The organism is Azospirillum brasilense, from assembly GCF_008365405.1.
In the GTDB taxonomy this organism is placed as follows: Bacteria; Pseudomonadota; Alphaproteobacteria; order Azospirillales; family Azospirillaceae; genus Azospirillum; species Azospirillum brasilense_D.
This window is the reverse complement of the sequence record NZ_QOKV01000018.1, coordinates 86,329-110,246: the sequence shown is the minus strand read 5'-3', so window position 1 is coordinate 110,246 and position 23,918 is coordinate 86,329. Positions and strand designations below refer to the sequence as shown.

21 protein-coding genes are annotated in these 23,918 nt (G+C 66.1%); 11 read left to right on the top strand and 10 right to left on the bottom strand.

Translation table 11 applies throughout. From position 1 onward, the window contains the following. The first annotated feature begins 110 nt into the window (after positions 1-110). Positions 111-773: a hypothetical protein gene (locus DS837_RS23570; RefSeq protein WP_211102396.1), complete on the top strand. Its 663-nt coding sequence runs from the start codon at positions 111-113 to the stop codon at positions 771-773. Between the two features lie 37 nt (positions 774-810). Here DS837_RS23570 and gpmA read toward each other — a convergent pair whose 3' ends face one another. Then, positions 811-1,572 carry a 2,3-diphosphoglycerate-dependent phosphoglycerate mutase gene (gene gpmA, locus DS837_RS23565; RefSeq protein ID WP_149166960.1) on the bottom strand — a complete coding sequence of 254 codons (762 nt, stop codon included), beginning with the start codon at positions 1,570-1,572 and terminating at the stop codon, positions 811-813. Positions 1,573-1,796: 224 nt separating this feature from the next. Here gpmA and DS837_RS23560 point away from each other — a divergent pair, with 224 nt between their 5' ends. Both DS837_RS23560 and DS837_RS23555 read left to right on the top strand, forming a co-directional pair. Next, complete coding sequence (locus DS837_RS23560) at positions 1,797-2,075, top strand: MarR family transcriptional regulator (protein ID WP_236778250.1); 279 nt, start codon at positions 1,797-1,799, stop codon at positions 2,073-2,075. A 12-nt stretch (positions 2,076-2,087) separates the two neighbouring features. Then, a complete protein-coding gene (locus DS837_RS23555) occupies positions 2,088-2,429 on the top strand; it encodes a hypothetical protein (RefSeq protein WP_149166959.1) in 342 nt (113 codons plus the stop codon). Positions 2,430-2,444: 15 nt separating this feature from the next. Here the strand turns inward: DS837_RS23555 and DS837_RS23550 are convergent, their stop codons facing one another. Further along, positions 2,445-2,642, bottom strand: a complete 198-nt coding sequence (locus DS837_RS23550) for a Nif11-like leader peptide family natural product precursor (protein ID WP_149166958.1) — start codon at positions 2,640-2,642, stop codon at positions 2,445-2,447. A 210-nt stretch (positions 2,643-2,852) separates the two neighbouring features. Beyond that, the gene (glgX, locus tag DS837_RS23545) at positions 2,853-5,138 is read right to left on the bottom strand and encodes a glycogen debranching protein GlgX (RefSeq protein WP_149166957.1); all 2,286 of its coding nucleotides are present in this window, start codon (positions 5,136-5,138) and stop codon (positions 2,853-2,855) included. 570 nt (positions 5,139-5,708) lie between these two features. On the opposite strand from glgX, the gene DS837_RS23540 reads away from it, so the two are divergent. Together DS837_RS23540 and DS837_RS23535 are read left to right on the top strand one after the other, a co-directional pair. Beyond that, positions 5,709-7,880 (top strand): hybrid sensor histidine kinase/response regulator, encoded by a 2,172-nt coding sequence (locus DS837_RS23540; RefSeq protein ID WP_149166956.1) that lies wholly within the window; start codon positions 5,709-5,711, stop codon positions 7,878-7,880. Between the two features lie 112 nt (positions 7,881-7,992). Beyond that, positions 7,993-9,285 (top strand): pentapeptide repeat-containing protein, encoded by a 1,293-nt coding sequence (locus DS837_RS23535; protein WP_149166955.1) that lies wholly within the window; start codon positions 7,993-7,995, stop codon positions 9,283-9,285. A 106-nt stretch (positions 9,286-9,391) separates the two neighbouring features. Here the strand turns inward: DS837_RS23535 and DS837_RS23530 are convergent, their stop codons facing one another. From DS837_RS23530 to DS837_RS23500, 7 genes are all read right to left on the bottom strand, one after another. Further along, positions 9,392-11,134 carry a hypothetical protein gene (locus DS837_RS23530; RefSeq protein WP_149166954.1) on the bottom strand — a complete coding sequence of 581 codons (1,743 nt, stop codon included), beginning with the start codon at positions 11,132-11,134 and terminating at the stop codon, positions 9,392-9,394. A gap of 187 nt (positions 11,135-11,321) precedes the next feature. Next, positions 11,322-12,122: a MetQ/NlpA family ABC transporter substrate-binding protein gene (locus DS837_RS23525; protein WP_051140568.1), complete on the bottom strand. Its 801-nt coding sequence runs from the start codon at positions 12,120-12,122 to the stop codon at positions 11,322-11,324. Positions 12,123-12,132: 10 nt separating this feature from the next. Next, positions 12,133-12,801, bottom strand: coding sequence for a methionine ABC transporter permease (locus DS837_RS23520; RefSeq protein ID WP_149166953.1), 669 nt, complete (start codon positions 12,799-12,801; stop codon positions 12,133-12,135). Beyond that, entirely contained in the window at positions 12,767-13,831 is a 1,065-nt protein-coding gene (locus tag DS837_RS23515; protein ID WP_149166952.1) for a methionine ABC transporter ATP-binding protein, read from the bottom strand. Before DS837_RS23515 ends, DS837_RS23520 begins: the two co-directional genes overlap by 35 nt. Continuing rightward, on the bottom strand, positions 13,828-15,498 hold the full coding sequence (locus tag DS837_RS23510; protein ID WP_149166951.1) for an acyl-CoA synthetase: 1,671 nt from the start codon (positions 15,496-15,498) through the stop codon (positions 13,828-13,830). Before DS837_RS23510 ends, DS837_RS23515 begins: the two co-directional genes overlap by 4 nt. 197 nt (positions 15,499-15,695) lie before the next feature. Continuing rightward, positions 15,696-16,475 carry a MetQ/NlpA family ABC transporter substrate-binding protein gene (locus tag DS837_RS23505; protein WP_149166950.1) on the bottom strand — a complete coding sequence of 260 codons (780 nt, stop codon included), beginning with the start codon at positions 16,473-16,475 and terminating at the stop codon, positions 15,696-15,698. 73 nt (positions 16,476-16,548) lie between these two features. Beyond that, positions 16,549-16,749, bottom strand: a complete 201-nt coding sequence (locus tag DS837_RS23500) for a hypothetical protein (protein ID WP_014198188.1) — start codon at positions 16,747-16,749, stop codon at positions 16,549-16,551. A gap of 528 nt (positions 16,750-17,277) precedes the next feature. Between DS837_RS23500 and hisG the strand changes: the two genes are divergently transcribed. The 6 genes from hisG to DS837_RS23465 all read left to right on the top strand — a co-directional run bounded on the left by hisG (position 17,278) and on the right by DS837_RS23465 (position 23,880). After that, the gene (hisG, locus tag DS837_RS23490) at positions 17,278-18,012 is read left to right on the top strand and encodes an ATP phosphoribosyltransferase (RefSeq protein ID WP_425599272.1); all 735 of its coding nucleotides are present in this window, start codon (positions 17,278-17,280) and stop codon (positions 18,010-18,012) included. Beyond that, entirely contained in the window at positions 17,996-19,303 is a 1,308-nt protein-coding gene (gene hisD / locus DS837_RS23485; protein ID WP_149166948.1) for a histidinol dehydrogenase, read from the top strand. Before hisG ends, hisD begins: the two co-directional genes overlap by 17 nt. Beyond that, entirely contained in the window at positions 19,300-19,782 is a 483-nt protein-coding gene (locus DS837_RS23480; protein WP_149166947.1) for a UPF0262 family protein, read from the top strand. Before hisD ends, DS837_RS23480 begins: the two co-directional genes overlap by 4 nt. 16 nt (positions 19,783-19,798) lie before the next feature. Beyond that, positions 19,799-20,260 (top strand): arsenate-mycothiol transferase ArsC, encoded by a 462-nt coding sequence (locus DS837_RS23475; RefSeq protein WP_149166946.1) that lies wholly within the window; start codon positions 19,799-19,801, stop codon positions 20,258-20,260. Between the two features lie 135 nt (positions 20,261-20,395). Then, positions 20,396-22,702, top strand: a complete 2,307-nt coding sequence (locus DS837_RS23470; protein WP_149166945.1) for a hybrid sensor histidine kinase/response regulator — start codon at positions 20,396-20,398, stop codon at positions 22,700-22,702. 110 nt (positions 22,703-22,812) lie between these two features. Beyond that, a complete protein-coding gene (locus DS837_RS23465; protein ID WP_149166944.1) occupies positions 22,813-23,880 on the top strand; it encodes a lysozyme family protein in 1,068 nt (355 codons plus the stop codon). Positions 23,881-23,918 lie beyond the last annotated feature (38 nt).

Below are 23,918 nucleotides of genomic sequence, written 5' to 3'. Positions count from 1 at the left end.
AAGCCCGCCCCGCCGCTGTCCATGCGATCGAACTCGCCGGCCTTGGAGCCGGTTCATCCATGATGTGATTTCACGGACTTCTCTGCCCCCTCGTCCTCCAAGAGCGACCGGTGGTTCCCGTTTCGGGCGCTTCCGCCGGCGGGAAGAGGGGGCAGAAGATGTTTCACATAATCTACAACCTGATCAATTCCGCGAATTGCAGTGGAATGGCGCCTGAACCGGCCGACGGCGGCGGATTCACCAACGCCACCCTGCCGGACGGCATGGCGATGCCTGGCTTCTACATCATCGTGAACACGCTGACGAACAACCGCTACATCGGGATTTCAGGAAACATCAGGGAGCGCTTCAAGACGCGGCTCGCCACCGTGACGGAGATGGGCTTCAACGCTGCGGTGATGCGGGCGATCGGGGTAACCTGGGGGAGGGTTCAAGCACTGGACTCCGACCGCGATCAAGTGCTTGAACTCCCAACGGGTCCGGTATGGAATCCCATCAACCACGGTGCGGTCATCCCGCCCGGAGACGACAGCACCTTCAAATTGACGCTGGACGGCGTCGACATCAACCTGGAGAGGCTGCTGATCCGCTTCGTCTTGATCCAGTTGGGCGCCGGAGGGACCGTGTCGAACAACCAGATGGCGGCCACCCCCTACGTCAACCCCACGCAGAACACGATCAGGGTCTGGCTGGGCTGGGACGGAATGGGCGGGCTGTTCGATCCCGGCTGGCAGAGGGCCGATTGGCTTCCCGGCGACGACGGCGCCTGGTGAGCCTTCGGCCCGGACGCCCTGGAACGGGCCGGCCCGATCAGGCGACCGCGCTGCCGGTGCCCGCCTCCCTGTCCGGACCGGTCCAGGCGATCTCCTCCACCGCGCCGCCTTCGCTCAGGAAATAGCGGCGCAGCGGGACCAGATCGGCGCCAAGCTCGTAGACCAGCGGACGGCTGGTGGGAATTTCAAAGAGCGGAATGTCCTGGTCGGGCACCTTGTCCAGATGCTTGACAAGGCCGCGCAGGCTGTTGCCGTGGGCCGACACCAGCACCCGCGCACCCAGCCGCAGGGCCGGGCAGATGCCTTCCTCCCAGAAGGGGATCACCCGGTCCGTGGTGTCCTTCAGGCTTTCGCCGCGGGGCAGATTCGCGCGGCCGATGCCGGCGTAGCGCCGGTCCGACACCGCGGAGCACGGGTCCTCGGGCTCGACCGGAGGGGGCGGAACGTCCCAGCTCCGTCGCCACAGGAAAACCTGATCGGCGCCGTGGCGGGCCGCCGTCTCCGTCTTGTTCAGCCCCTGGAGCGCGCCGTAATGGCGCTCGTTCAGGCGCCAGTGCTTGTGCACCGGCAGCCACATCCGGTCCATGTCCTCCAGAACGATGTCGAGCGTCCTGATCGCCCGCTTCAGGACCGAGGTGAAGGCCACGTCGAAATCGAATCCGGCCTGCTTCATCAGACCGGCGGCGTGACGGGTCTCGGCCACCCCTTGTTCGGTGAGATCGACGTCGGTCCAGCCGGTGAACAGATCCGAGCGGTTCCAGACGCTCTGACCGTGCCGCAGCAGCACGAGCCGATGCATGGTCCCTCCTCCTGACGTGACGATGTCTTCTTCCGGGAACGGGAAGGCGGGGGAAGGGTTCCGGACGCGGAGTCACAAAGCGCGCGGCTTTATGTCAACTTGGAAACACGCGCGACACATTCGGACAACAAAGGCGGGGTAGCCTGCGGAGCAAGCGAAATTATCCGTCCGGCGCCTGCGCAGCCGGACTGCGACGCCGAGCCAACTTGCGTTCCGAGGCCGCCATGCAGCATCATGACCTCCTCTCCAGGACCGTTTCGACCGATCGGGACATCACCCTGGAGGCGCTTCGTGTGTTCACCTACCTGAGCCGGCGGCTCCACTTCGACCGTCCCGTGCCGGTGCTCCAGTCCGAACTGGCTGATGCGCTCGGCATGCAGCGGCCCAACGTCAACCGGGCCATAAAGCTGCTGGAAACCAAGCAGATCCTTCTGCGGGATTCCAAGCTGGGGCGTGCGATCACGTTCCGGTTGAACCCGGAACTGGAGGGCGGCCGGGCCTGAAACTGGTCCGGAATGATTTTCGAAACGCGTCACCTTGTCTTCACGAACTCGGCCCTCAAGAAAGCCTTCGGCTGGTACCAGAAGGTGCCGAATCAGACCGATCTTCCGTTGGGCATGATCGCCTCCGTCGTTCCGAAATCGGACGGGGGCGTGGTGGTCATGGTGCAGCAGGGGGCTGCGAAGGTGCGGGACGTCGCCTTCATGCCCAGCAAGACGCTCGGCATCCTCCTGCTCTTCTGCCGTCGTCAGAAAATTCCCATCCCACGCGACGCCGACAAGGACATCTTCCCGTCCGACGACGGGATCATGCTGACGATCCGCGGCAGTTGCAGCACCACCGCGCCGCCGCCGTGACCTGGCCCCCCCCGCTCAGTCGGGTCCGCAGCCGGCGGGTTGGGCCACGGCCAGGGGAATGTCCGCCTCGGTGAAGCGAAAGCCGTGACCGGCGGCGAAATCGACCAGATCGCCCAGAGTCAACAGGCCGCGCGACGCCCGCCGCAACGCCGCGCGCAGGGCCGGGTCGGCCTCGGTCGCGACCAGGAATCGGATGTAGTCGCCATGACACATGCTCAGACCTCCTGGAATCGTTGTGGTCGTTCCTTGCCCTGGAGCGCGGGAATGCGGCCGATGCGGCGTTGCGCGCACAAGCAATGGTCCGGGGCAGACAGTCCGATGCCTTGATAGCGCCGATTTGCCTAAAATTGTAGATAAAAATGAGAATGGAACGATGCGGCGTCCTGCCGCATCGTTCCTTGACGGTCTATCGGGACCCGGCGATCACTCGCCCGGCTGCTGCACCGTCTCGGCCGGGCTGGCGCCCGACGCGATGCTGTCCGGCGTGATCGCCGCCACCGGCTCGCCCGGCCCAGAGGCGGCGCGCAAAGCCCGCGCGGCGGCCTTCAGCCCGATGTCGGAGCGGCGGTCGGGCATCAGCTCGAACAGCAGCAGGGAGCGCCCGTTGACCGGGATCTCATCGCCGGTCTGGGCGGTGGCGACCTCCAGACGGTCGGGCTCCGTGGTGTCCACCAGGGTCAGCCAGCGGCTGCCGCCGGCGACCTCCGGCAGCTTGAAGGGCACCACGTCGTGGTAGGCGTTGATGATCAGCAACAGCGTGGCGTCGGACGCCGCCTTCTTGATGCCGGTGGCCTGCGCCCGCCCGTCGAGCAGCATGCCCAGGCAGCGCGCCATGGGGTCCTGCCACTGCTCGGTCGTCTTCTCCTCGCCGGCGGGGGTGATCCAGGTGAGGTCCTTCACCTCCAGGTCGGGGTTGTAGGCGCCGGTGAAGAAGCGCCCGCGGCGCAGCAACGGATGGCTCTGCCGCAGCCCGATCAGGTGGCGGACGAAGTCGGTCAGTGCCCAGCCCTCGTCGCTGACGCCCTCCCAGTCGATCCAGCTGATCTCGTTGTCCTGGCAATAGGCGTTGTTGTTGCCGTTCTGGCTGCGCGCGAACTCGTCGCCGGCCAGGATCATCGGCGTGCCCTGGGACAGCAGCAGCGTGGCCAACAGGTTGCGCATCTGGCGGAAGCGCAGGGCGTTGATCTCCGGATCGTCGGTCGGCCCCTCCGCCCCGTGGTTCCAGGAGATGTTGTGCGAATGGCCGTCGCGGTTGCCCTCGCCGTTCGCGTCGTTGTGCTTGTCGTTGTAGGAGACGAGGTCGTGCAGCGTGAAGCCGTCATGGGCGGTGACGAAGTTGACGCTGGCCCAGGGCTTGCGCCCACGCCGGTTGAACATGTCCGCCGAGGCGGCCATGCGGGTCGCCAGCTCGGGCAGCTTGCCCTCGTCGCCCTTCCAGTAGGAGCGCACGGTGTCGCGGAACTTGTCGTTCCACTCCGCCCAGCCCGGCGGGAAGCCGCCGACCTGATAGCCGCCGGGGCCGCAGTCCCACGGCTCGGCGATCAGCTTGACGCGCGACAGCACCGGGTCCTGCCGGCAGGCGTCGAGGAAGCCGCCGCTGTGGTCGAAGCCGTAGGTCTCCCGCGCCAGGATGGTGGCGAGGTCGAAGCGGAAGCCGTCCACATGCATCTCGGTCACCCAGTAGCGCAGGGAATCGGTGACCATCTGGAGGACGCGCGCATGCACGAGGTTCAGCGTGTTGCCCGTGCCGGTGTCGTTGATGTAGTAGCGCGGGTCCGGCGCCAGCCGGTAGTAGGAGGCGTTGTCGATGCCCTTGAAGGACAGCGTCGGCCCCATCTCGTTGCCTTCGGCGGTGTGGTTGTAGACGACGTCGAGGATCACCTCGATCCCGGCGTCGTGCAGGCGGGCGACCATCTCCTTGAACTCGTGGATCGCGCCGGTCGCCATGTAGCGCGGGTCGGGCGCGAAGAAGGAGATGCTGTTGTAGCCCCAGTAGTTGCGCAGCCCTTTTTCCAGCAGGTAGCGGTCATCCACGAAGGCATGGACCGGCAGAAGCTCCACCGCCGTGACGCCCAGCGAGCGGATGTACTCCACCACCTCCTGCTGGGCGAGGCCGGCGAAGGTGCCGCGGTACTGCGGGGGCACCGCCGGGTGCCGCATGGTGTAGCCGCGCACGTGGGTTTCGTAGAAGATCGACTTCTCCCAGGGGATCGCCGGGTGGCGGTCGTGGCCCCAGGTGAAGGCCGGGTCGATCACCACGCATTTCGGCATGCCGGGGGCGCTGTCGCGCCGGTCGAAGGACAGGTCGCCGCGCGGCGAGCCGACACGGTAGCCGAAATGCGCGTCCGACCAGCGCAGCGGTCCGACCATATGCTTGGCGTAGGGGTCGAGCAGCAGCTTGTTCGGGTTGAAGCGGTGGCCTGCCTTGGGCTCGTACGGCCCGTGCACGCGGTAGCCGTAGACCGTACCGGGGCGGGCGTCCGGCAAATAGCCGTGCCACACCTCGTCGGTGTACTCGGGCAACTCGATCCGTTCCAGCTCGCGGCGTCCGTCCTGGTCGAACAGGCACAGCTCCACCTTGGTGGCGTTGGCGGAAAACAACGCGAAGTTGACGCCCAGCCCGTCCCATGTGGCGCCGAGGGGATAGGGAAGACCTTCCCGGATGCGGGACTGGCGGAAAACCTTAGGAGCGAACGGCGGCTTCTTCACGGTTGAACCTCGGTGTGGGCGCGTTGCGGCATGAAGCAGCACAGGAACGCGCAGACCGCCTTGGTGATCCCGTCATCGGCACAATTTCCGATGTTCGGCGAAGCTTCAACTCCTGGCCGAACCATTTCGTGCCACCTCACCCAAAGAGTGGGTCCGGTATGAGCATTGTCATAGTCGTCATGGCAGGTCGCGCCGATAACTATCGCGTGCTATCATCGTTCCCAGACAATAAAGGCAAATAAACTTCTGGGGGATGTCCGGGAGCTGTCCGACATAGGACCAAGGAAGCGGGTGTAACGCAAATGACAACTTTCGCTGTGCCGCGTCATCACCGCTTCTTTCGTGCTGAAGACGTGGCGAGTTCAGCGTACAGCAGTTCCGAAGGCTGGTCCTCTCCGGCCTTTGCGGCTCAAGAGCGATTTTCTATCCAACAATCCGTAGACCATTGAGTCCGCTCTCCACACATCGGTCATCGCCCCCGGCTCCGGCTTTGTCGGTGCCCGGCGGCATCGTGCATTCGGCGGACCGGCGGCGCCGCTCCCGATCCGCCTCACCAAGACGCCTCCGCCCATGATCCGGCTTTCGGTCAACGCCCTGCTCAATTTCCACCCGAAGGCCATCCTGACGGCCATCGTCCTGGCAATGACCCTGCTGGGCGGCGCGGCCTGGGGGTCGCTGTCGCTGGTCGATTACGTCAACACGCTTGACCGGGCCGAGCGCGGCACCCGGCAGGCCGCGGCCTTTCTCGAAGGCCACGCCGACGCGGTGCTGGACGGTGGCGCCGCCGTCCTGGCGCGGGTGGCCGACCGGCTGGAGGGTGGTGGGCTCGCGTCGCTTTCCGACAGCGCCCTGGGCAGCGCCCTGGGCGAGGCGCTGGCGGCGTCGCAGTTCGCCGTGCTGTCCATCCTGGACGCCGACGGCCGGACGGTGTTCGGCCCCTCCATCGAACCGGACGGCGGCACCGCCAGCCTCTTCCACGGGGCGGGCGGCGGGCTGGAGCTGTTGCATGGGCGGGTGGACGGGCAGGACTCCATCCTGATGGTCCGCCACATCCTGGGGCGCGGGGGCGCCGTGGAGGGCGCGGTCCTGCTGGCGCTTCCCTCCTCTAGCCTGCACATGGTTCTCGATGTCTTCAGTGACGGGCGGCACAGCGTCGCCGGCCTGTTCCGCCTGGACGGCACACGGCTGGCCGGCATTGGAGGGGCTGGGATCGGCGGCATCGGCCCGCTGCCCACGCTGGAGCCGGGGGCGGAAAGCGTCGAGGGCGACTGGACCATCGGCGGTCAGGACGGCGGAGAAGGCGTGGTCATCGGCCTGAAGCGGATGCGCGACTTTCCGGCGGTGGCGGCGGTGGCCCTGCCGCGCGCCGTCGTTCTGGAGCCGTGGAGCAGCCGTCTGCAGCACGGCTTCACGATGGTCGGCGTCAGCGTCATCGCGCTGTTCGGGCTCGGCGCACTGGGTTGGGCCAGCCTGCGGCGCGAGGCGGCGGCCCGCGACGCCCTGCGCGACGCCAACGCCCGGCTGGAGCAGCGGGTGGAGGAGCGCACCGCCGACCTGCGCTCCCTGAACCAGAAGCTGGTCCGCGCCTTGGCCGAGAAGGAGCGCGCCAATCAGGCTAAGGCCCGCTTCCTGTCGGCGGCCAACCATGACCTGCGCCAGCCCTTCCAGGCGTTGCGCCTGTTCCATCACCTCCTGATGGAGCGGCTGAAGGAGTCGCGCGAGCGGTCCATCGCCGAGAAGATGGGCGAAGCGCTGGACAGCGGCGAGAAGCTGCTGCACGCGCTTCTGGAGGTCGCCACGCTGGACGCCGGGGTGGTCCGCCCGAACATCGCCGAGGTGTCCATCGCCACCGTCCTGGACGGCGTGGCGGCGGAGTTCCGGGAGCTGGCGGCGGACAAGCGGCTGGATTTGCGGGTGCGCGGCTGCGCCGCCATGGTGCGCACCGACGCCACCCTGCTGACCAGGATGCTCGGCGATCTGCTGCGCAACGCCATCGCCTATACGCCGGCGGGCGGGGTGGTGGTCGGCTGCCGGCGGCGCGGCCAATGGCTGCGCATCGAGGTGTGGGATACCGGCCCGGGCATCGCGGCGGAGCATCTGGACGCCATCTTCGAAGACTTCGTGCAACTGGGCAACCCGGAGCGCGACCGCCGCCGCGGCTTGGGATTGGGGCTGCCCAAGGTGCGCCGCAAGGCCGCGCTGCTGGGCCACGCGGTGGAGGTTCGCTCGCGGCCGGGCCAGGGGTCGGTCTTCTCCGTCATGGTCCCGCTGGCCGCCAGCGAATCGCGGACGGACGCGGCGGTCCCGGCCCCCGCCGGCCGGGCGGAGGATCCGGCGGCCCGCCTGATCCTGATCGTCGAGGACGACCCGGTGCAGAGCGCCGGGATGCAACTCCTGCTGGAAAGCTGGGGACACGACGTGTTGCTGGCGGCGGACGGGCCGGCGGCGTTGGCGGTCTTGCGCGCCGCCCCGCGCTGCCCGGACGTCATCCTGTCGGATTTCCGATTGCCGGGACCGCTGACCGGCGCCGAGACGGTCACCCGCGCGGCGGAGCAGGAAGGACGACCCATTCCCGGCATCATCCTGACCGGCGACACCGGCCCCGAACGCATCCGCGAGGCGGTGGCCGCCGGCTGTCGCCTGCTGCACAAGCCCGTCACCCCCGACGTGCTGCGCGACGCGCTGAACGCGCTGGGGGCGGAGTGCGTGCCGGTGCGGCAGAGCCAGCCGTCTGCGGCGTGAAGGCCGGAGGACGCCTTTCCCGGCAGGAAAAGCATCCCATTCTGGGTTGCATTAATCATTCGTGAAGGCTGCGAAGGGTACTCTGAAACCGTGATCGGAGGCGAACACGGCCATGCAGCAGCGTCCTCTCACCCGTCTGGATCAGGTCCAGCTCGACGCGGTGGTGCGCCGGCACGAGATGTTCCGGAACGCCCGCATCGGCGGGGCACGGGCGACGCTGTCCTTTTTCGACCTGAGCGGGCTGGACCTCACCGGGCGTGACCTCGCCCACGCCGACTTCGTCGGGGCCAGCCTGCGCGGCGCCAATCTGGCCGGGGCCCGGTTGGACTGCGCGTCGATGTTTGCCACCGACCTGCGTCTGACCAACCTGGAGAACGCCAGCCTCATCAAGACCGACCTGCGCGGGGCCTGCCTGCGCGGGGCCATCCTGATCGGCGCCAACCTGTTCGAGGCCGACCTGCGCGACGGCTCGCTGGCGGAAAAGGACCGCGACGGCAGCCTGCGCGTCATCCGGGTGGAGGGCCAGCCGACGGAAGCGTCGGGGGCCGACCTGTCGGGCGCCAACCTGACCAACGCCCGGCTGTCCGGGGCCATGGCGATCCACACCGACTTCACCGACGCGCTGATGCGCGGGTGCAAGCTGGTGCGCGCCACCATGCGCGGGGCCAACTTCACCGGGTCGAACCTGGAGGGGGCGGACCTCTCGGGGGCGGACCTGCGCGGCGCCTGCCTGCGCGGCGCGGTGCTGACCGGCGCCACCATGGTCATGACCGAGCTGGCCGACGCCGACCTGGAGGACGCCCTGACCGACGATCCGGTGGGCCGCGTCGTCGCCGAACTCGGGCGCCCGCTGGACGAGCTTCTGCACGAGCACATCCGCTGGGTGGGGTCCAGCGGAGCGGAGGGGACGGCGCTGGACCTGTCGGGCTTCGACCTGCGGCACGCCCCGTCGCTGGCCCACACCTGCCTGACCATGCTGCGGGCGGTCGGGGCGACCCTGTACGGGCTGGACCTGACCAGCGTGCAACTTCAGGCCGCGGTGCTGGAAAAGGGCGACCTGCGCCTCGCCAAACTGATCAACGGCGACCTGCGCGGCGTGAATCTGCGCCTCGCCAAGCTGAACAACGCCGACCTGCGCAAGGCCAACCTGCGCCCGCTCTATTTCGACGAGAAGCGGTCGATGGCCTCCGACCTGTCGGGCGCGCGGCTGCGCTACGCCGACCTGCGCGGCTCCTGCCTGCGCGAGGTGAATTTCGCGGGCGCTGACCTGTCCTTCGCCAACCTGTCCGGCTGCGACCTGACGAAGACAGACCTGACCAACGCCCGCATGTTCGGGGCGAAGGTGGACCTGCGCTCGCTGTCCGACGGGGCGATTCTCGACGGTGTGGCGGGGCTCAAGCTGTAGTTCCAATCTGCGGCAAAGTTCCTGTGGGAGCGTGTCGCAGCCGGGCCACGACATCGCCTGCCCTCAGCCAGACGGACCCTGACGGGTATTCGGCACAATTGCTTTATTAGCTGTTACTTGAATTATTGACTGCCATTATGGCCTCCAGTTCGTCTTTGAAAGGAACTAAAGGCTGGTACAGCTGAACATATGCACGTCCGATCGCTCCAGTAAATAGATGTAGCTTGGGGCGGTTGTCGCCACAAGATAGTATTAATTCTTTTGCTATCCCTGGATAGGGGTCGATGTAATAGATATTGGATATTCCAAGCTGGTAAGCTTTCTTTGAGCAGAGCTCGCAAGGGCTGGCCGTGGAAAATAGAACGCCGCCTTTTATGTTCTGTCCACCATATTTTGCTATCTGCATAAATGCGTTTTCCTCAGCGTGGAGGGCGCGAGTAAACACTTGGTTCTTTTCTCCTGTTGCCTTGTTGTAGAGAGATTTAAAGCAATAGGATAGGGGGCGCCCTTCAATTGAGTGCCCGTGGCCAATAAATCCTGTTAACTTATTGAATTCATTCTTGAATTCTTCGTTAGAAGAATTTCTTTCAAAATCACTAAAAGCGTTAGCATCACTTCTATCCTTTAAGCGCATTACATTTCGTAAGTTACATGGCACTTGCCCCTCTGCAGTGCTATTCCAGCCGATAGCTCTAATTGAAAAATTCTCGTCAGTGACAACAGCGCCGACTTGGCGCGAAATGCAGCCAGAACTTAACTTTGCTGTGATTGCGACTTGCATGCAGCGCTCAACCCGGTTTGGAGAAATTAACCCCGGATGTTGTATAAGTGATACATATTTAATAATTGATATGGATAAAGGCTCGCATGTCCCATCCACCCCTGAATCAGGGTTCTCGACAATAATGTCCGCTTGCTCTAGGCATTTCCCGATATGTTGAGATACAAGTATATTGTATCCTTTAAGGTTGTCTTTTTCCGGATACTCCTTCTCCGAAATTTTCTTAATATTTTCATCTGTATAGTTCATTGCATGCAGTCGCCTTTTGCGGCATGCCTCGTCTGTTGTTATCGCAAAAAGATAAAATGCTGAGTACCTTCCTCGAAAGAACTCTACCTCGAATGGATTCCTGATGGCGTCTATGACAAAGTAGCCCGGCCTTTTCTCTATTTCAGAATACCGTCTTCCTAACTTAATTAGGTTATTTAAGAACTCTGGAAGTGTATAAATTTGGTTGTGATCAGCGCGTTGAACCCCTGCGACACCAGACGCCCTGATATCGTCTCCGATCGATTGCATTACATCTGTGTAAACAGAAGCGCCGCTCAAGCTGATTTCTTCCTTGAAATCTTGAGTGAGCTTCGGAAGCTCAATATAATAGAAATTATAGGCGCGCCTTATGTCGTCAACATCCTCGTTGTCTCTTGATTTGTATCTTTCAATTTTATGTTTCTCTAATTTTTCTTTAACGCTGCCAACAATGCCAAGCAGTTTAGCAAAATCACTGGAATCACATTTTTTCTCGACAATTCCCCTAAACTCGCCTTCGGAAACCATACAAAGATGAGCAAATATTATGCTGCTAACATTAATAACAGTGAATGGCTGCCAGTGCTTGGTTGCCCATTCGCGTATAATGCCGTATTTCCTACCCTCATTGTCCTTCATGGGGCAGGTGATGGGGGGCAGGGAAATGGAAGAAAATTCACTTGCTAATATTCTGGCTGCTGTGCTGCAACCGCTTCCTGTTCTTCCAGTTAGTCCGATAACTATAAAAGAATCTCTCTGATTAAAGAGTTTATCAACTCCGCCGCGTAATTCTTGATTGACACTTTCTGGGGTTGCCATTGAAAGCTCCTTAACTTTGAATCAAACATTCACCAATCCATAGGAAGCCAGTTAAGCGGTCAAGCCCATTTTTGAATTAAAATTCTGTGAATGCGCTAATCGCCTGTACTTTCAGAAAAAGCTGTCACATTTATTTGCATACAAAGAATAGGGGTCTCTCGCCAATACGTGAGAGACCCCTTGGCTTTCACCAAGCCGGAACCACCGCACCCTTGAAGCGGTCGAGGATGAACTGCTTCACCTCGTCGCTCTGGTAGACCTTCACCAGCGTGGCGACCCACGGCTTGTCCTGGTCGACCTTGCGGACGGCGATGACGTTGGCGTAGGGGCTCTCGCTGGCCTCGCGGGCGATGGCGTCCTTGTTCGGGTCCAGGCCGGATTCCATGGCGAAGTTGGTGTTGATGACCGCCACGGTCACGTCGTCCAGCGAACGCGGAAGCTGGGCGGCGTCCAGCTCCAGGATCTGCAGCTTCTTCGGGTTCTCGGAAATGTCGAGCGGAGAGGCCTTCAGGCCGGCGCTCTCCTTCACCTTCAGCAGCCCCTTGGCCTGGAGCAGCAGCAGGGCGCGGCCGCCGTTGGTCGGGTCGTTGGGGATGGAGACCTTGGCGCCGTCGGGCAACTCGTCCAGGCTCTTCACCTTCTTGGAATAGACGCCCATCGGGAAGATCACCGTCTTGGCGACGCTGACCAGCTCGTAGCCACGGTCCTTCACCTGGTTGTCCAGGTAGGGCTGGTGCTGGAAGGAGTTGGCGTTGAGGTCGCCCTGGGACAGCGCCTGATTCGGGATGACGTAGTCGGAGAACTCCAGAACCGTCAGGTCGAGGCCCTCCTTGGCGGCCAGCGGCTTGACCTTCTCCAGGATCTGGCCGTGCGGGCCGGGGGTGACGCCGATCTTCAGGGCTTCGGCCGACGCGCCGACGGCGGTCGCCAGGGTCGCGATGCCGGCCACCAGACCAAAGGCCGCGCCGAGCACACGGGTACGGAACATCTCCAACTCCTCAGGACTTCAGGTTGCGTTTGTTGACGCGGCGGGCGATCCAGTCGCCCGTCGATTGAACGATCTGCACCAGCACGATCAGCACGACGACCACGGCCAGCATGACCTCCGGCAGGAAGCGCTGGTAGCCGTAGCGGATGCCGAGGTCGCCCAGGCCGCCGCCGCCGACCGCGCCGACCATGGCCGAATAGCCGATCAGGCTGACCACCGACAGCGTCAGGCCCAGCGCGATGGCGGGCATCGCCTCCGGCAGCAGGACCTTGCGGATGATCTGGAGGGGCGTGGCGCCCATGGACTGCGCCGCCTCGATCAGGCCGCGGTCGACCTCGCGCACGGCGCCCTCGACGATGCGGGCGATGAAGGGCACGGCGGCGACCGTCAGCGGCACGATGGCCGCGGCGGTGCCGATGGAGGTGCCGGCGATCAGGCGGGTGAAGGGGATGATCGCCACCACCAGGATGATGAAGGGGGTGGAGCGCGTCATGTTCACCAGCACGCCGGCGATCCGGTTGAAGGCGAGATTCGGCAGCAGCTCCCCCCGGCCGGTGACGGCCAGGAGCACGCCCAGCGGAAGGCCCAGCGCCGTGCCCAGAAGGCCCGACACCGCCACCATGTAGAGCGTGTCGAGAAGCGCCTTAAACAGCAGCGCGTAGATTTCCGGGGACAGCATGACCGAGCACCTCGACACCGAGCTTGTTGACGTTCAGGAGGCTGATGGCCGCCTCGATGGACTGCGGGTTGCCGATGGCCTCGACCACCAGCGTTCCGAAGGGCGCGCCCTGGATCTCGTCGATCTGGCCGTGCCAGATGTTCAGGTCCAGGTTCAGCTTGCGGCTGATCGCGCTGATCACCGGGGAGGTCGCGCGCTCGCCCGTGAAGGTGATGCGCAGCACCATGTTCGACCCCGGCACCGGCGTGGCCGACAGGCGGGCGCGCAGACTGTCCGGGATGCCGCGGTTGATGACCGGATCGACGAAGGTCTTCGTCGTCTCGTGCTTCGGGTGCGCGAAGATGTCGAAGACCGGCCCCTGCTCGATGATCCGCCCGTTCTCCATCACCGCCACCTTGTGGCAGATCTCCTTGATGACGGCGATCTCGTGGGTGATCAGGACGATGGTCAGGCCCAGCCGCTTGTTGATGTCGGCCAGCAGGTGGAGGATCTGGGTCGTCGTCTCCGGATCGAGGGCGGAGGTCGCCTCGTCCGACAGGAGCACCTTGGGCTTGCTGGCCAACGCGCGGGCGATGCCGACGCGCTGCTTCTGCCCGCCCGATAGCTCCGCCGGGTAGCGGTCGCGCTTGTCGGTGAGGCCGACGAGGTCGAGCAACGGCTCCACCGTCGCGCGGATCTGCGCCTTCGCCACCCCGGCCAGTTCCAGCGGCAGGGCGACGTTGTCGAACACCGTGCGCGAGGACAGCAGGTTGAAGTGCTGGAAGATCATGCCGATGCTGTGCCGCGCCGCGCGCAACTCGCGCGGCGACAGGGCGGTGACGTCCACCCCGTCGACCAGCACCCGGCCGGAGGTCGGCTTCTCCAGCAGGTTCACGGTGCGCAGCAGTGTGGATTTGCCGGCGCCCGACCGCCCGATGATGCCGTAGATCTCGCCGCGCCCGATGGTCAGGTCGATGTCGGCGAGCGCCTGGACCGGCTGCCCGGTGCCGCGGGACGGATAGGTTTTCTGAAGCTGTTCGAAGGTTATCATACGCTCTTGGCCTCCCGACGTGCGCCCAGTTCGCGGGCGGCGTCGCGCAGGACGGTCTTCTGGATTTTACCGGTCGATGTCTTCGGCAGATCGCTGAACACGACGGTGCGGGGCACCTTGTAGTGTGCAATGCGGTCGCGGCACCATTGAATTATGTCGGACTCAGAGGGGCGCTCCGCGCCGGGCTTCACCGTGACGAAGGCGCAGGGGCTCTCGCCCCAACGGTCGTCGGGGCGGGCGACCACGGCGGCTTCTAGAACGGCGGGGTGCCGGTACAACGCCTCCTCCACCTCCAGGGACGAGATGTTCTCGCCGCCGGATATGATGATGTCCTTGCTGCGGTCCTTCACCTCGATATAGCCGTCGGGATGCAGGACGCCCAGGTCCCCGGTGCGGAACCAGCCGTCCTTCAGCGCCTCCCTCGTCGCCGCGGGGTTCTTCAGATAGCCCTTCATCACCGTGTTGCCGCGCAGCACGATCTCGCCGATGGTCAGGGCGTCGGCGGGGACCGGCTGGCCGCTCTCGCGGTCGAGCACGGTCACGTCCTCGACCGCGATGTGGTTCACCCCCTGGCGGGCGAATTGCAGAGCCAACCCGTCGGCGTCGAGATCCTCCCAGCCGTCCTGCGGCGCGCAGACGGTGGCCGGGCCGTAGCATTCGGTCAGCCCGTACATGTGCACCACCGCGAAGCCCAGCGCCGCCATGCCGGCCAGCACGGCGGACGGCGGAGCGGCTCCGCCGGTCCCCACGATCACTTGGCGGGGGGCGGGCCGCCGCACCGATGCCGGGGCGTGGATCAGCATGTTCAGCACGATCGGCGCGCCGCACAGGTGGGTGACGCCCAACTCCGCGATGGCGTCGAAGATCGCCGCCGGCTCCACCCGGCGCAGGCAGACATGGGTGCCGCCCGCGGCGGTGACCGCCCAGCTGTAGGTCCAGCCGTTGCAGTGGAACATCGGCAGCGTCCACAGGAAGACGCTCTCGGGCCGGACGTTCAGGGTGAAGGCGTTGCCCAGCGCGTTCAGATAGGCGCCGCGGTGGTGGTAGACGACGCCCTTGGGGTTGCCGGTGGTGCCGCTGGTGTAGTTCAGCGCGATGGCCTGCCACTCGTCGTCCGGCCCACGCCAGGGGGCGGGGTCGGCGGCGGCGAGGAAGTCCTCATACTCCACCGCACCCAGCGACGGCGCGTCGGGCACCTGCTCGTCGGCGATCTCCACCAGCGTGACGGGGCGCTCTGTCCGGGCGAGCGCCGCCTTGGCGACCGGCGACAGCTCGCGGTCCACAACCAGGAGCCTTGTTTCGCTGTGGTCCAGGATGAAGGCGACGGCCGCGGCGTCCAGCCGGGTGTTCAGCGCGTTCAGGACTGCGCCGGCCAACGGCACCGCGTAATGCGCCTCCAGCAGCGCCGGGACGTTGGGCGCCAGCACCGACACCGTGTCGCCCCGACCCACCCCGGCCTGAACCAGCGCCCCGGCGAAGCGCCGCACCCGGTCGAGGAACTGCGCGTAGGTGATGATCCGGCTTCCGTGGCGGATGGCCGGCTTGTCCGGATAGACCTTCGCCGCGCGTTTCAGGAAGCTGAGCGGGCTGAGCGGGACGTGGTTCGCGGGATCGGGGGCGAGGCCGCGGTCATAGATCGAGGCGGTGCGGCTGAACGGGCCGGTCATGACGGAGCTTCCTGGAAAGTCGAAAATTTTGCCCGTTGATACCCCTCTCCCGCCCCGGGAGAGGGAAGGGGCCCGCGCGTCAGCGTGGGAAGGGTGAGGGTACCGGCAAGGATCAGCGCCTTGATCCTCGCGCGACCCTCACCCGGCCCTTCGGGCCACCCTCTCCCGGGGCGGGAGAGGGGATGGAAGAATGGCGCTCACCAAGTCGGGATGATGGTGCCGTTGAAGCGCGTGTTGATGAAGTCCCGCACCTCGGCGGAGCGGTACAGCTCGATGAAGCGCTTGATCGCCGGGTCCTCGGCGCGGTCCTTGCGGACGGCCCAGACGAGGTGCCATTTCGACTGGTCGTCCTCCAGAACCAGGGCGGTCTTGGGGGTCAGCCCGGCCAGAACCGCGTAGTTCAGCGTGATGACCGAGGCGTCCACGTCGTCCAGCGAGCGCGGAAGCTGGGCGGCGTCCAACTCCACCAGCTTGATCTTCTTCGGGTTGGACGCGATGTCGGCGATGGAGGTGTTCAGGCCCGCCCCGTCCTTCAGCCCGATCACCCCGGCCTTGGCCAGCAGGAACAGGGCGCGGGCGCCGTTGGTCGGGTCGTTGGGGATGGAGACGCTGGCCCCTTCCTTCAGGTCGGCCAGCGACTGCACCTTCTTCGCGTAGATGCCCATGGGCACGACGATGCTCTTGGCGACGGGGACGATGTCGTATCCGCGCTGCTTGATCTGGTTGTCGAGGAAGGGCTGGTGCTGGAAGTTGTTGGCGTCGATGTCGCCGGACTGGAGCGCGGCGTTGGGCATGTTCCAGTCGGTGAACTCGATCACCTCCGCCTTCAGGCCCTCCTTGGCGGCGATCTTCGCCGTGTAGTCCAGGATCTCGCCATAGGGGCCGGCGGACACGCCGAGCTTCAGGGCCGCGGCGCCGGCGCCGGTGGAGACGGTGAGCAGGGCGGCGGTGACAAGGGACGTCAGAAAGGCTTTCACGGAACAGGTCCTTTATGCGTGGTGTGGAATGGCTTGGTCGAGCGATGGGGGCGTGTGAAACGCAGGCGCGCGATCAGCGCCGCCGCACGCCGGAGCGCCGGGCCGCCAACTGTTTGGCGGCGCGCTCGGCCTGTCCGACGTTGCGGAAGGTCTTGCGGTCCAGGTCCTTGAAGGACCAGTCGGACACGAAGAAGGTGAAGCCGCCCTGACCGGCGACGACGATGCCGGCGGACCGGCCCTGGACTTCAATGGCGTAGGCGTTGGAGGTGCTCATGACGGAGTTCTCCCTCGGCCCGCGGCGCTGCGGCGCGCGGGGTGTATGCGGATCGGGTGCTGGACTGGACGGGTCGGCGCGCTGGGGTCAGCGGCGACACGAGGCGCTGCGCATTCGGCAACACAGGCCCGTCACGGTGCCGGTCCGATCGGCTGGGGAGGGGAGGGGCATCATGGTCATTCCGGTCACTCCTGTCAGAGTTCCACGACCGGTATCGTGGCGCTTTAGCGTTTGGTGACGCGGCGCAAGCTGGCGATCAAATTGCCGCGGGGCGCCCCCCTTGGGCGTCCGGAGATTTATCTACAATGTCGATGGGCATTCGGTCAAGGCGGAAAATGAGAGTTAATGTGTGAAAATGCGCATAGAACATTTTCACTGTGTTGAATTTGCCGGCGGGTGAAGCGTGGGGGCACGGACGGCGATCGGCACCAACAAGGCCGCCCTGCACCGCACTTATGCCTCCTAAGACCGTGACGGCGGCGCGGAATGTGGTATATCCGGGCAGCGGTTCAGCCCGAGGAGAGTTCTTTGCCCGCCGATACCCGTGCTCTTGGCGCGCCGGCGCCCAGCACGCCGACCGATGCGCCTTCCGATGCGCCGGCCGGTCAGCCGCTGGTTCTGGCCCTGCCCAAGGGACGCATCCTGAAGGAGCTGCGCCCGTTGCTCGCCCACGCCGGCATCGAGCCGGAAGCGGCGTTCGACGACGCGGACAGCCGGCTCCTGCGCTTTGCGACCAACATCCCGAATCTCAGCATCATCCGCGTCCGGTCCTTCGACGTGGCGACCTTCGTCGCCTTCGGCGCCGCCCATCTGGGCGTGGCCGGCAACGACGTGCTGATGGAATTCGACTATCCGGAAATCTACGCGCCGCTCGACCTCGGCATCGGAAAGTGCCGCCTGTCGGTCGCCGAGCCGGTCGAACTGGGGGAGAGCGACGATCCGTCGCGTTGGAGCCACGTGCGCGTCGCGACCAAATACCCGGAGGTCACCAGGAAGCATTTCGCGGCGCGCGGGGTGCAGGCGGAGTGCGTGAAACTGAACGGCGCGATGGAACTTGCCCCGACTCTCGGCCTGTGCCGCCGCATCGTCGATCTGGTGTCCACCGGTTCGACGCTGAAGGCGAACGGGCTGGTGGAGATCGAGCACATCGCCGACGTCACCTCCCGCCTCATCGTCAACCGGGCCGCCTTCAAGACGCGGCCTGAGGAAATCTCCGGCTGGATCGACCGCTTCCGGGAGGCTGTGAATGCCCGTCAGGCTTGATGCCCAGGACCCCCGCTTCGCCGACGGTTTCGAAGGTCTGCTGCACGCCAAGCGCGAGACCAGCGAGGACGTGCAGGTCCTGGTTGCCGGCGTCATCGACGACGTGCGCAAGCGCGGCGACGCGGCGCTGATCGACTACACCGCCCGCTGGGACCGCCAGACGCTGACCCCGGCCACCCTGCGCATCTCCCAGGAGGAGGTGGACGCGGCGGTCGGGCAGTGCGGCGACGACCTGCTGCGCGCGCTCGACACCGCGGCCGAGCGCATCGAGAGCTTCCACCGCCTGCAGGTGCCGGAGACGACGGACTACCGCGACGCCCAGGGCGTGCGGCTGGGCGCCCGCTGGACGGCGGTCGGGGCCGCCGGCCTCTATGTGCCGGGCGGCACGGCGTCCTACCCCAGTTCCGTCCTGATGAACGCCCTGCCGGCCAAGGTCGCCGGGGTGGAGCGCATCGTCATGGTGGTGCCGACCCCTGACGGGGCGATCAACCCGCTGGTCCTGGCCGCCGCCAAGCGCTGCGGCATCACCGAGATCTACCGCATCGGCGGCGCCCAGGCGGTGGCCGCGCTGGCCTACGGCACGGCGACCATCGCCCCGGTGGACAAGATCGTCGGCCCCGGCAACGCCTTTGTCGCCGCCGCCAAGCGGCTGGTCTACGGCACCGTCGGGATTGACAGCATCGCCGGCCCGTCGGAGATTCTGGTGGTCGCCGACAACCGGAACGATCCCGCCTGGATCGCCATGGACCTGCTGTCCCAGGCGGAGCACGACACCTCGGCCCAGTCGATCCTCATCACCGACGACCCGGCTTTCGCCGACGCGGTGGCGGCGGCGGTGGACCGGCATCTGGAGACTCTGCCGCGCGCCGCCATCGCCGGGGAGAGCTGGCGGGAGCACGGCGCCATCATCGTGGTGCGCGATCTGCTGGTCGAGTCGCCGGCCCTGATCGACCGGCTGGCGCCGGAGCATCTGGAACTGGCGGTGGAGGACCCCGACGCGCTGGCGGCAAAGGTCCGCAACGCCGGGGCCATCTTCCTCGGCCGCTACACGCCGGAGGCCATCGGCGATTACGTCGCCGGCCCGAACCACGTCCTGCCGACGGCGCGCTCCGCGCGCTTCTCGTCCGGCCTGAACGTGCTGGATTTCATGAAGCGGACGACCTTCGTCGCCTGCGACGCGGACAGTGTGAAGGCGATCGGCCCGGCGGCGGTGACGCTGGCCCGCTCGGAGGGTCTGGACGCGCACGCGCTGTCGGTGGCGCTGCGCCTGCCGGGGGGAGGTCAGGGGTGAGCACGAAGGGCAACCGCCGCATCGTCCACGTGACGCTCGACGAGAAGACCGTGATCCGGCGCAAGCCGGAGGTGGAGCACGAGCGCGCGGTTGCCATCTTCGACCTGCTCGAAGACAACGAGTTCTGCCCCTGCGACCACGCCGATTGCGGCCCCTACCACCTGCATCTGTCGATCGAGGACAACCGGTTGGTCTTCGACGTGCGGCGCGACGACGACAGCGCGCTGGACAAGATCACCCTGCCGGTGACCGGCTTCCGGTCGATCGTCCGGGACTATTTCCTGATCTGCGAAAGCTACTACCAGGCGATCAAGCGCTCCTCGCCCTCGCAGATCGAGGCGATCGACATGGGGCGCCGCGGCCTGCACAACGAAGGATCGGAGATGCTGCGCGAACGGCTGGCCGGCAAGGTCGAAATGGATCTCCAGACGGCGCGTCGGCTGTTCACGCTGATCTGCGTCCTCCACATCCGCGGCTGACGGGGTCGGGCGGCGCATGGCCCCGGTGCTGCAACCGCTCCCCGTGACGAGCGTGTTGTTCGCCTGCACCTACAACATGATCCGCTCCCCGATGGCGGCGGCGATCATGCGGCATTTCCACGGCACGCGCGTCTATGTCGATTCGGTCGGCGTGCGCGAGGGCGACGAGGTCGATCCCTTCGCCGTGGCGGTGATGGAGGAGATGGGCATCGACCTGTCCCGCCACCGCTGCCGCAGCTTCGAGGATCTGGAGGACACGAATTTCGACCTGATCGTGTCGCTGTCGCCGGAGGCGCAGCACCGCGCCATCGAAATGACCCGCACGATGGCCTGCGAGGTGGAGTTCTGGAACACCTTCGACCCCACCCTTGTGGACGGCAACCGCGAGGCCATGCTGGACGCCTACCGCAAGGTGCGGGACGGGCTGCTGAACAGGGTCAAGGAGCGGTTTCCGTTGTCCCGCGGCCCGACGGTGTGATCGTCCGCCAGTTCGGCAGCGGGATTTTGTGAAGTCCTTTTTCAAGGATGGGTTGAGGTGGTATTGAGATGAATCATCGAACGACGTGCGCACCTCCGCCTAGTCTCTAGAGGTCCTTGAGAGGTTCTTCGCGTGATGCTCGCCGGTTTACCGTCCCGCCTGTTTCGTGTCACCGGCCTGCGGAGTCTCCGTCTGCGTCTGATGGGCGTCGTTCTGGCGTCCCTGGCCCTGCCGCTGGCCGGGGCACTGTACTTCTTCGACCAGCAGCTCGACCAGCGCCTGAGCAGCGCCCGGGAACTGGCCCGTCACCTGACCGAGGACGGGGTGGAGCGCCAGCGCGACCTGATCGGCGAGGCGCGGAACCTGCTGAGCGTTCTGGCCCTGGTGCCGGCGATCCGCGATGCCAATCACAGCAGCACCGACTCGTGCGTCGCCACGCTGGCGCCGATGCCGCGGCAGCACCGCTGGACCACCGGCGTGTGGGTGACCGACCCGAACGGCCTGATCATCTGCGACACGACCGGCCCCGGTTCCGGCATCAGCCTGCGCGAGCGCGAGTATTTCCAGCGGGCGCTGGACACCAAATCCTTCGTGCTGAGCGACGTGGTGATCGGCAAGCGGTCGGGAAAGCCGCTGATCCTGGCCGTGCAGCCGGTGCTGGCGAACGGTGAGGTCGAGCGGGTTCTGGGGGTGGCGATCGATCTCGCTTGGCTGACCGATCTGGTGAAGGTGACGAAGCAGGACGACGCGCGCATCCTGGTGCTCGACCGCCGCGGGGTCCTGATCGCGCGCCAGCCCGACCCGGAAGGCTGGGTCGGACGCAGTCTGGGGGATTTCCCATACGTCAAGCGCATGCTGACCGAGGGCAGCGGCGTGTTCGAAAGCGAAAGCGCCGACGGGCGCACCCGCATCTGGGCTTTCCGCCATTCTCCGGAAACCGATACCGTCTTCGCGGTGGGCATGCCGACCGGACCGATCGTGGCGGATGCGCAGCGCGACCTGTTGCGCGGGCTGGTCCTGCTCGGCATCGCCGGGCTGTTCAGCGTGGCGGCGCTCTGGTCGCTGCTTCATGCCTCGGTCCTGCGCTGGATGCGCGTTCTCAGCCAAGCAGCGACCCGGATCGGTGCCGGCGACGTCGGGACCGTGGTGGAGGCCCGCGGCGCTCCCGACGAGATCCGGCTGGTGGCCAACGCCTTCAACGACATGTCGGGCCGGCTGAAGCGGCGTGAGCAGGAACTGCGCGCCGCCATGGAGGAGGCCCGCGCCGGCAGCCGCGCCAAGGAGGACTTCCTGGCGACCATGAGCCACGAGATCCGCACGCCGATGAATGGCGTGATCGGATTCGCCGACATGCTGATGGAGACGCCGTTGACGGCGGAGCAGCGGCGCTACGCCTCCCAGGTGCGGGACGCCGGGCGCTCCCTGCTGACGGTCATCAACGACGTTCTGGACCTGTCGAAGCTGGAAGCGGGCAAGCTGGATCTGGTCTGCGTGCCGTTCCGGCTGGACGATCTGGCCGACCGCTGCCAGGCCATCGTGCGGCTGACCGCCGAGCAGAAGGGTCTGGAGATACACACGTCCGTCTCCGCGGCGGCGCGCGGCTATGTGCTGGGCGATCCCGACCGGGTGCGCCAGATCCTGCTGAATCTGCTGGGCAATGCGGTGAAATTCACCGACACGGGCAGCATCCGCCTGACCGTCAAGGCCATGGGCGACGAGTCCGGCCCCCGCCGCTACACCTTCACCGTCAGCGACACCGGCATCGGCGTGCCCGAAGACCGCCAGCGCGAGCTGTTCCAGCGCTTCAGCCAGTTGGAGCGCGGGCGCGGCGGCACGGGGCTGGGATTGGCCATCTGCCGCCGTCTGGTGGAGCTGATGGGCGGCGAGATCGGTGTGGAAAGCCGTCCCGGAGTCGGCAGCACCTTTTGGTTCAGCCTGCCGCTGAAACCGGCCAGCGCCCCGGAGCGGGACGACCACGACGGTGGCGCCCTGCATCAGCACGAACCGTCCAGCCGCGGCGCACGAATCCTGTTGGCCGAGGATCTGGCGATGAACCGCGATCTGGTCATCGCCATGCTGACCCGGGCCGGGCACCATGTGGACGCGGTGCCCGACGGCGCCGCCGCCGTGGCCGCGGTGCAGGAGCGCGCCTACGACCTCGTGCTGATGGACGTGCAGATGCCGGTGATGGACGGGCTGGAGGCGACGCGGCGCATCCGGGCGCTTCCCGGCCCGCTGGGCCGCATCCCGATCCTGGCCCTGTCGGCGGGCGTGCTGGCCGTGGAGGTGGAGCGTTGCCGGCAGGCCGGCATGGACGACCATCTGGCCAAGCCCCTGGAAAAAAGCCGCCTTCTGGCCGCCGTCGACCATTGGAACGGCGAGGGGCGGCGGACGGCGGTTGATCCTGGCCCCTTCCGCATGGCCGACACGCCGGGCAATTGAGGCCCGCCGCCATGATCCGGTCAATGATTAAGAAAAATTAAGGCTTTTGTGCTAAAGCTGCGGTGAAGGGTTCCGCCAGAGCGGTTCCGGTTTGACGGTTCCGGTGTTCCATGAAGGTCGCGCTGCCTCCACTCGCCCCGATTCCCGAGCGCAAGCCGGACGTCCCCGCGTCACCATCCTCGGCTGGCGCCGCGTCGGGCGGGTCGTTCCAAAGCGCGCTGGCGGAGGTCCAGCCGGTTCCGCGCGGGCGGCTGGCCAACGGACAGAAGGTTCCGCCCCTGCCGGCGACGAAGCCGGAGGCGCCGATCCAGCTTGCCGATGGGACCCGCGTGCCGTTTCCCGCCCGCAAGCCCGACGCCCCCACGGTCTCCGCCCAGCAGCCGACGGCCATCAGCACCGCCTTGGCCGGCAACCCCGCCGCCGGGCAGGTGGTTCTGGCGGCCCAGCAGGTCGCCGGCCTGTCGGGCCACAGCTTCACCGCCATCCTCGCCCAGGCGACCCAAGAAAGCGGGCTCGACCCGGCGGCCCGCAACCGCTCCAGCTCCGCCGCCGGTCCGTTCCAGTTCCTGGAACGGACGTGGCTGGACCTGTTCCGCCGCCATGGCGCCGCCTACGGCCAGGGGGAACTGGCGAGCGCGATCCAGAGCCGCAACGGCATCCCCTCGGTCAAGGACCCGGCGGTGCGCCGCCAGATCCTGGCGCTGCGCCACGACGTCGATCTGTCCGCCGGCATGGCCGCGCGCTACCTGTCCGAGGGGCGCGACCGGCTGGAGGAGCGGCTGAAGCGCCCGGTGTCGGAGACCGAGAGCCGCATCGCCTATGTGCTGGGGGTGGGCGGGGCCGCCAAGCTGATCCGCGCCGCCGAGTCGTCGCCCAGGGCGGCCGCCGCGGAGCTTCTGCCCGCCGCGGCGCGGAGCAACCGCGGCCTCTTCTACGACCGTGCCTCGGGCCGGGAACTCACCGCGTCGGAGACCGTCGCGCGGCTGACGCGGCGCATGGACACTGACCAGAAGGAGATGTTCGAGCGCATCGCGCAGGCCGCGGAACCCCGTGTCCGGCTTGACGGCGGCCCGTCGCCGCTCAGTTCTTTCCAGTCGGCGGCGCTCGGCGGCACCGCGGGCATGGACGCGGACGGCGCGTCGGAGTATGAAAACGGCGACGGAAACCCGTTCGGCTGAACCGCCGGCTGTTTCCGTCCCATCTGGAAGGCTTTGGC

What these genes read in the sequence shown, in the direction of transcription:
- gpmA (WP_149166960.1), bottom strand. Translation starts at nt 1,572, where the DNA reads ATGCATCGGCTCGTGCTGCTGCGGCACGGTCAGAGCGTCTGGAACCGC.
- DS837_RS23560 (WP_236778250.1), top strand. Translation starts at nt 1,797, where the DNA reads ATGCAGCATCATGACCTCCTCTCCAGGACCGTTTCGACCGATCGGGAC.
- DS837_RS23555 (WP_149166959.1), top strand. Translation starts at nt 2,088, where the DNA reads ATGATTTTCGAAACGCGTCACCTTGTCTTCACGAACTCGGCCCTCAAG.
- DS837_RS23550 (WP_149166958.1), bottom strand. Translation starts at nt 2,642, where the DNA reads ATGTGTCATGGCGACTACATCCGATTCCTGGTCGCGACCGAGGCCGAC.
- DS837_RS23540 (WP_149166956.1), top strand. Translation starts at nt 5,709, where the DNA reads ATGATCCGGCTTTCGGTCAACGCCCTGCTCAATTTCCACCCGAAGGCC.
- DS837_RS23535 (WP_149166955.1), top strand. Translation starts at nt 7,993, where the DNA reads ATGCAGCAGCGTCCTCTCACCCGTCTGGATCAGGTCCAGCTCGACGCG.
- DS837_RS23530 (WP_149166954.1), bottom strand. Translation starts at nt 11,134, where the DNA reads ATGGCAACCCCAGAAAGTGTCAATCAAGAATTACGCGGCGGAGTTGAT.
- DS837_RS23525 (WP_051140568.1), bottom strand. Translation starts at nt 12,122, where the DNA reads ATGTTCCGTACCCGTGTGCTCGGCGCGGCCTTTGGTCTGGTGGCCGGC.
- DS837_RS23520 (WP_149166953.1), bottom strand. Translation starts at nt 12,801, where the DNA reads ATGCTGTCCCCGGAAATCTACGCGCTGCTGTTTAAGGCGCTTCTCGAC.
- DS837_RS23515 (WP_149166952.1), bottom strand. Translation starts at nt 13,831, where the DNA reads ATGATAACCTTCGAACAGCTTCAGAAAACCTATCCGTCCCGCGGCACC.
- DS837_RS23510 (WP_149166951.1), bottom strand. Translation starts at nt 15,498, where the DNA reads ATGACCGGCCCGTTCAGCCGCACCGCCTCGATCTATGACCGCGGCCTC.
- DS837_RS23500 (WP_014198188.1), bottom strand. Translation starts at nt 16,749, where the DNA reads ATGAGCACCTCCAACGCCTACGCCATTGAAGTCCAGGGCCGGTCCGCC.
- hisD (WP_149166948.1), top strand. Translation starts at nt 17,996, where the DNA reads ATGCCCGTCAGGCTTGATGCCCAGGACCCCCGCTTCGCCGACGGTTTC.
- DS837_RS23475 (WP_149166946.1), top strand. Translation starts at nt 19,799, where the DNA reads ATGGCCCCGGTGCTGCAACCGCTCCCCGTGACGAGCGTGTTGTTCGCC.
- DS837_RS23470 (WP_149166945.1), top strand. Translation starts at nt 20,396, where the DNA reads ATGCTCGCCGGTTTACCGTCCCGCCTGTTTCGTGTCACCGGCCTGCGG.
- DS837_RS23465 (WP_149166944.1), top strand. Translation starts at nt 22,813, where the DNA reads ATGAAGGTCGCGCTGCCTCCACTCGCCCCGATTCCCGAGCGCAAGCCG.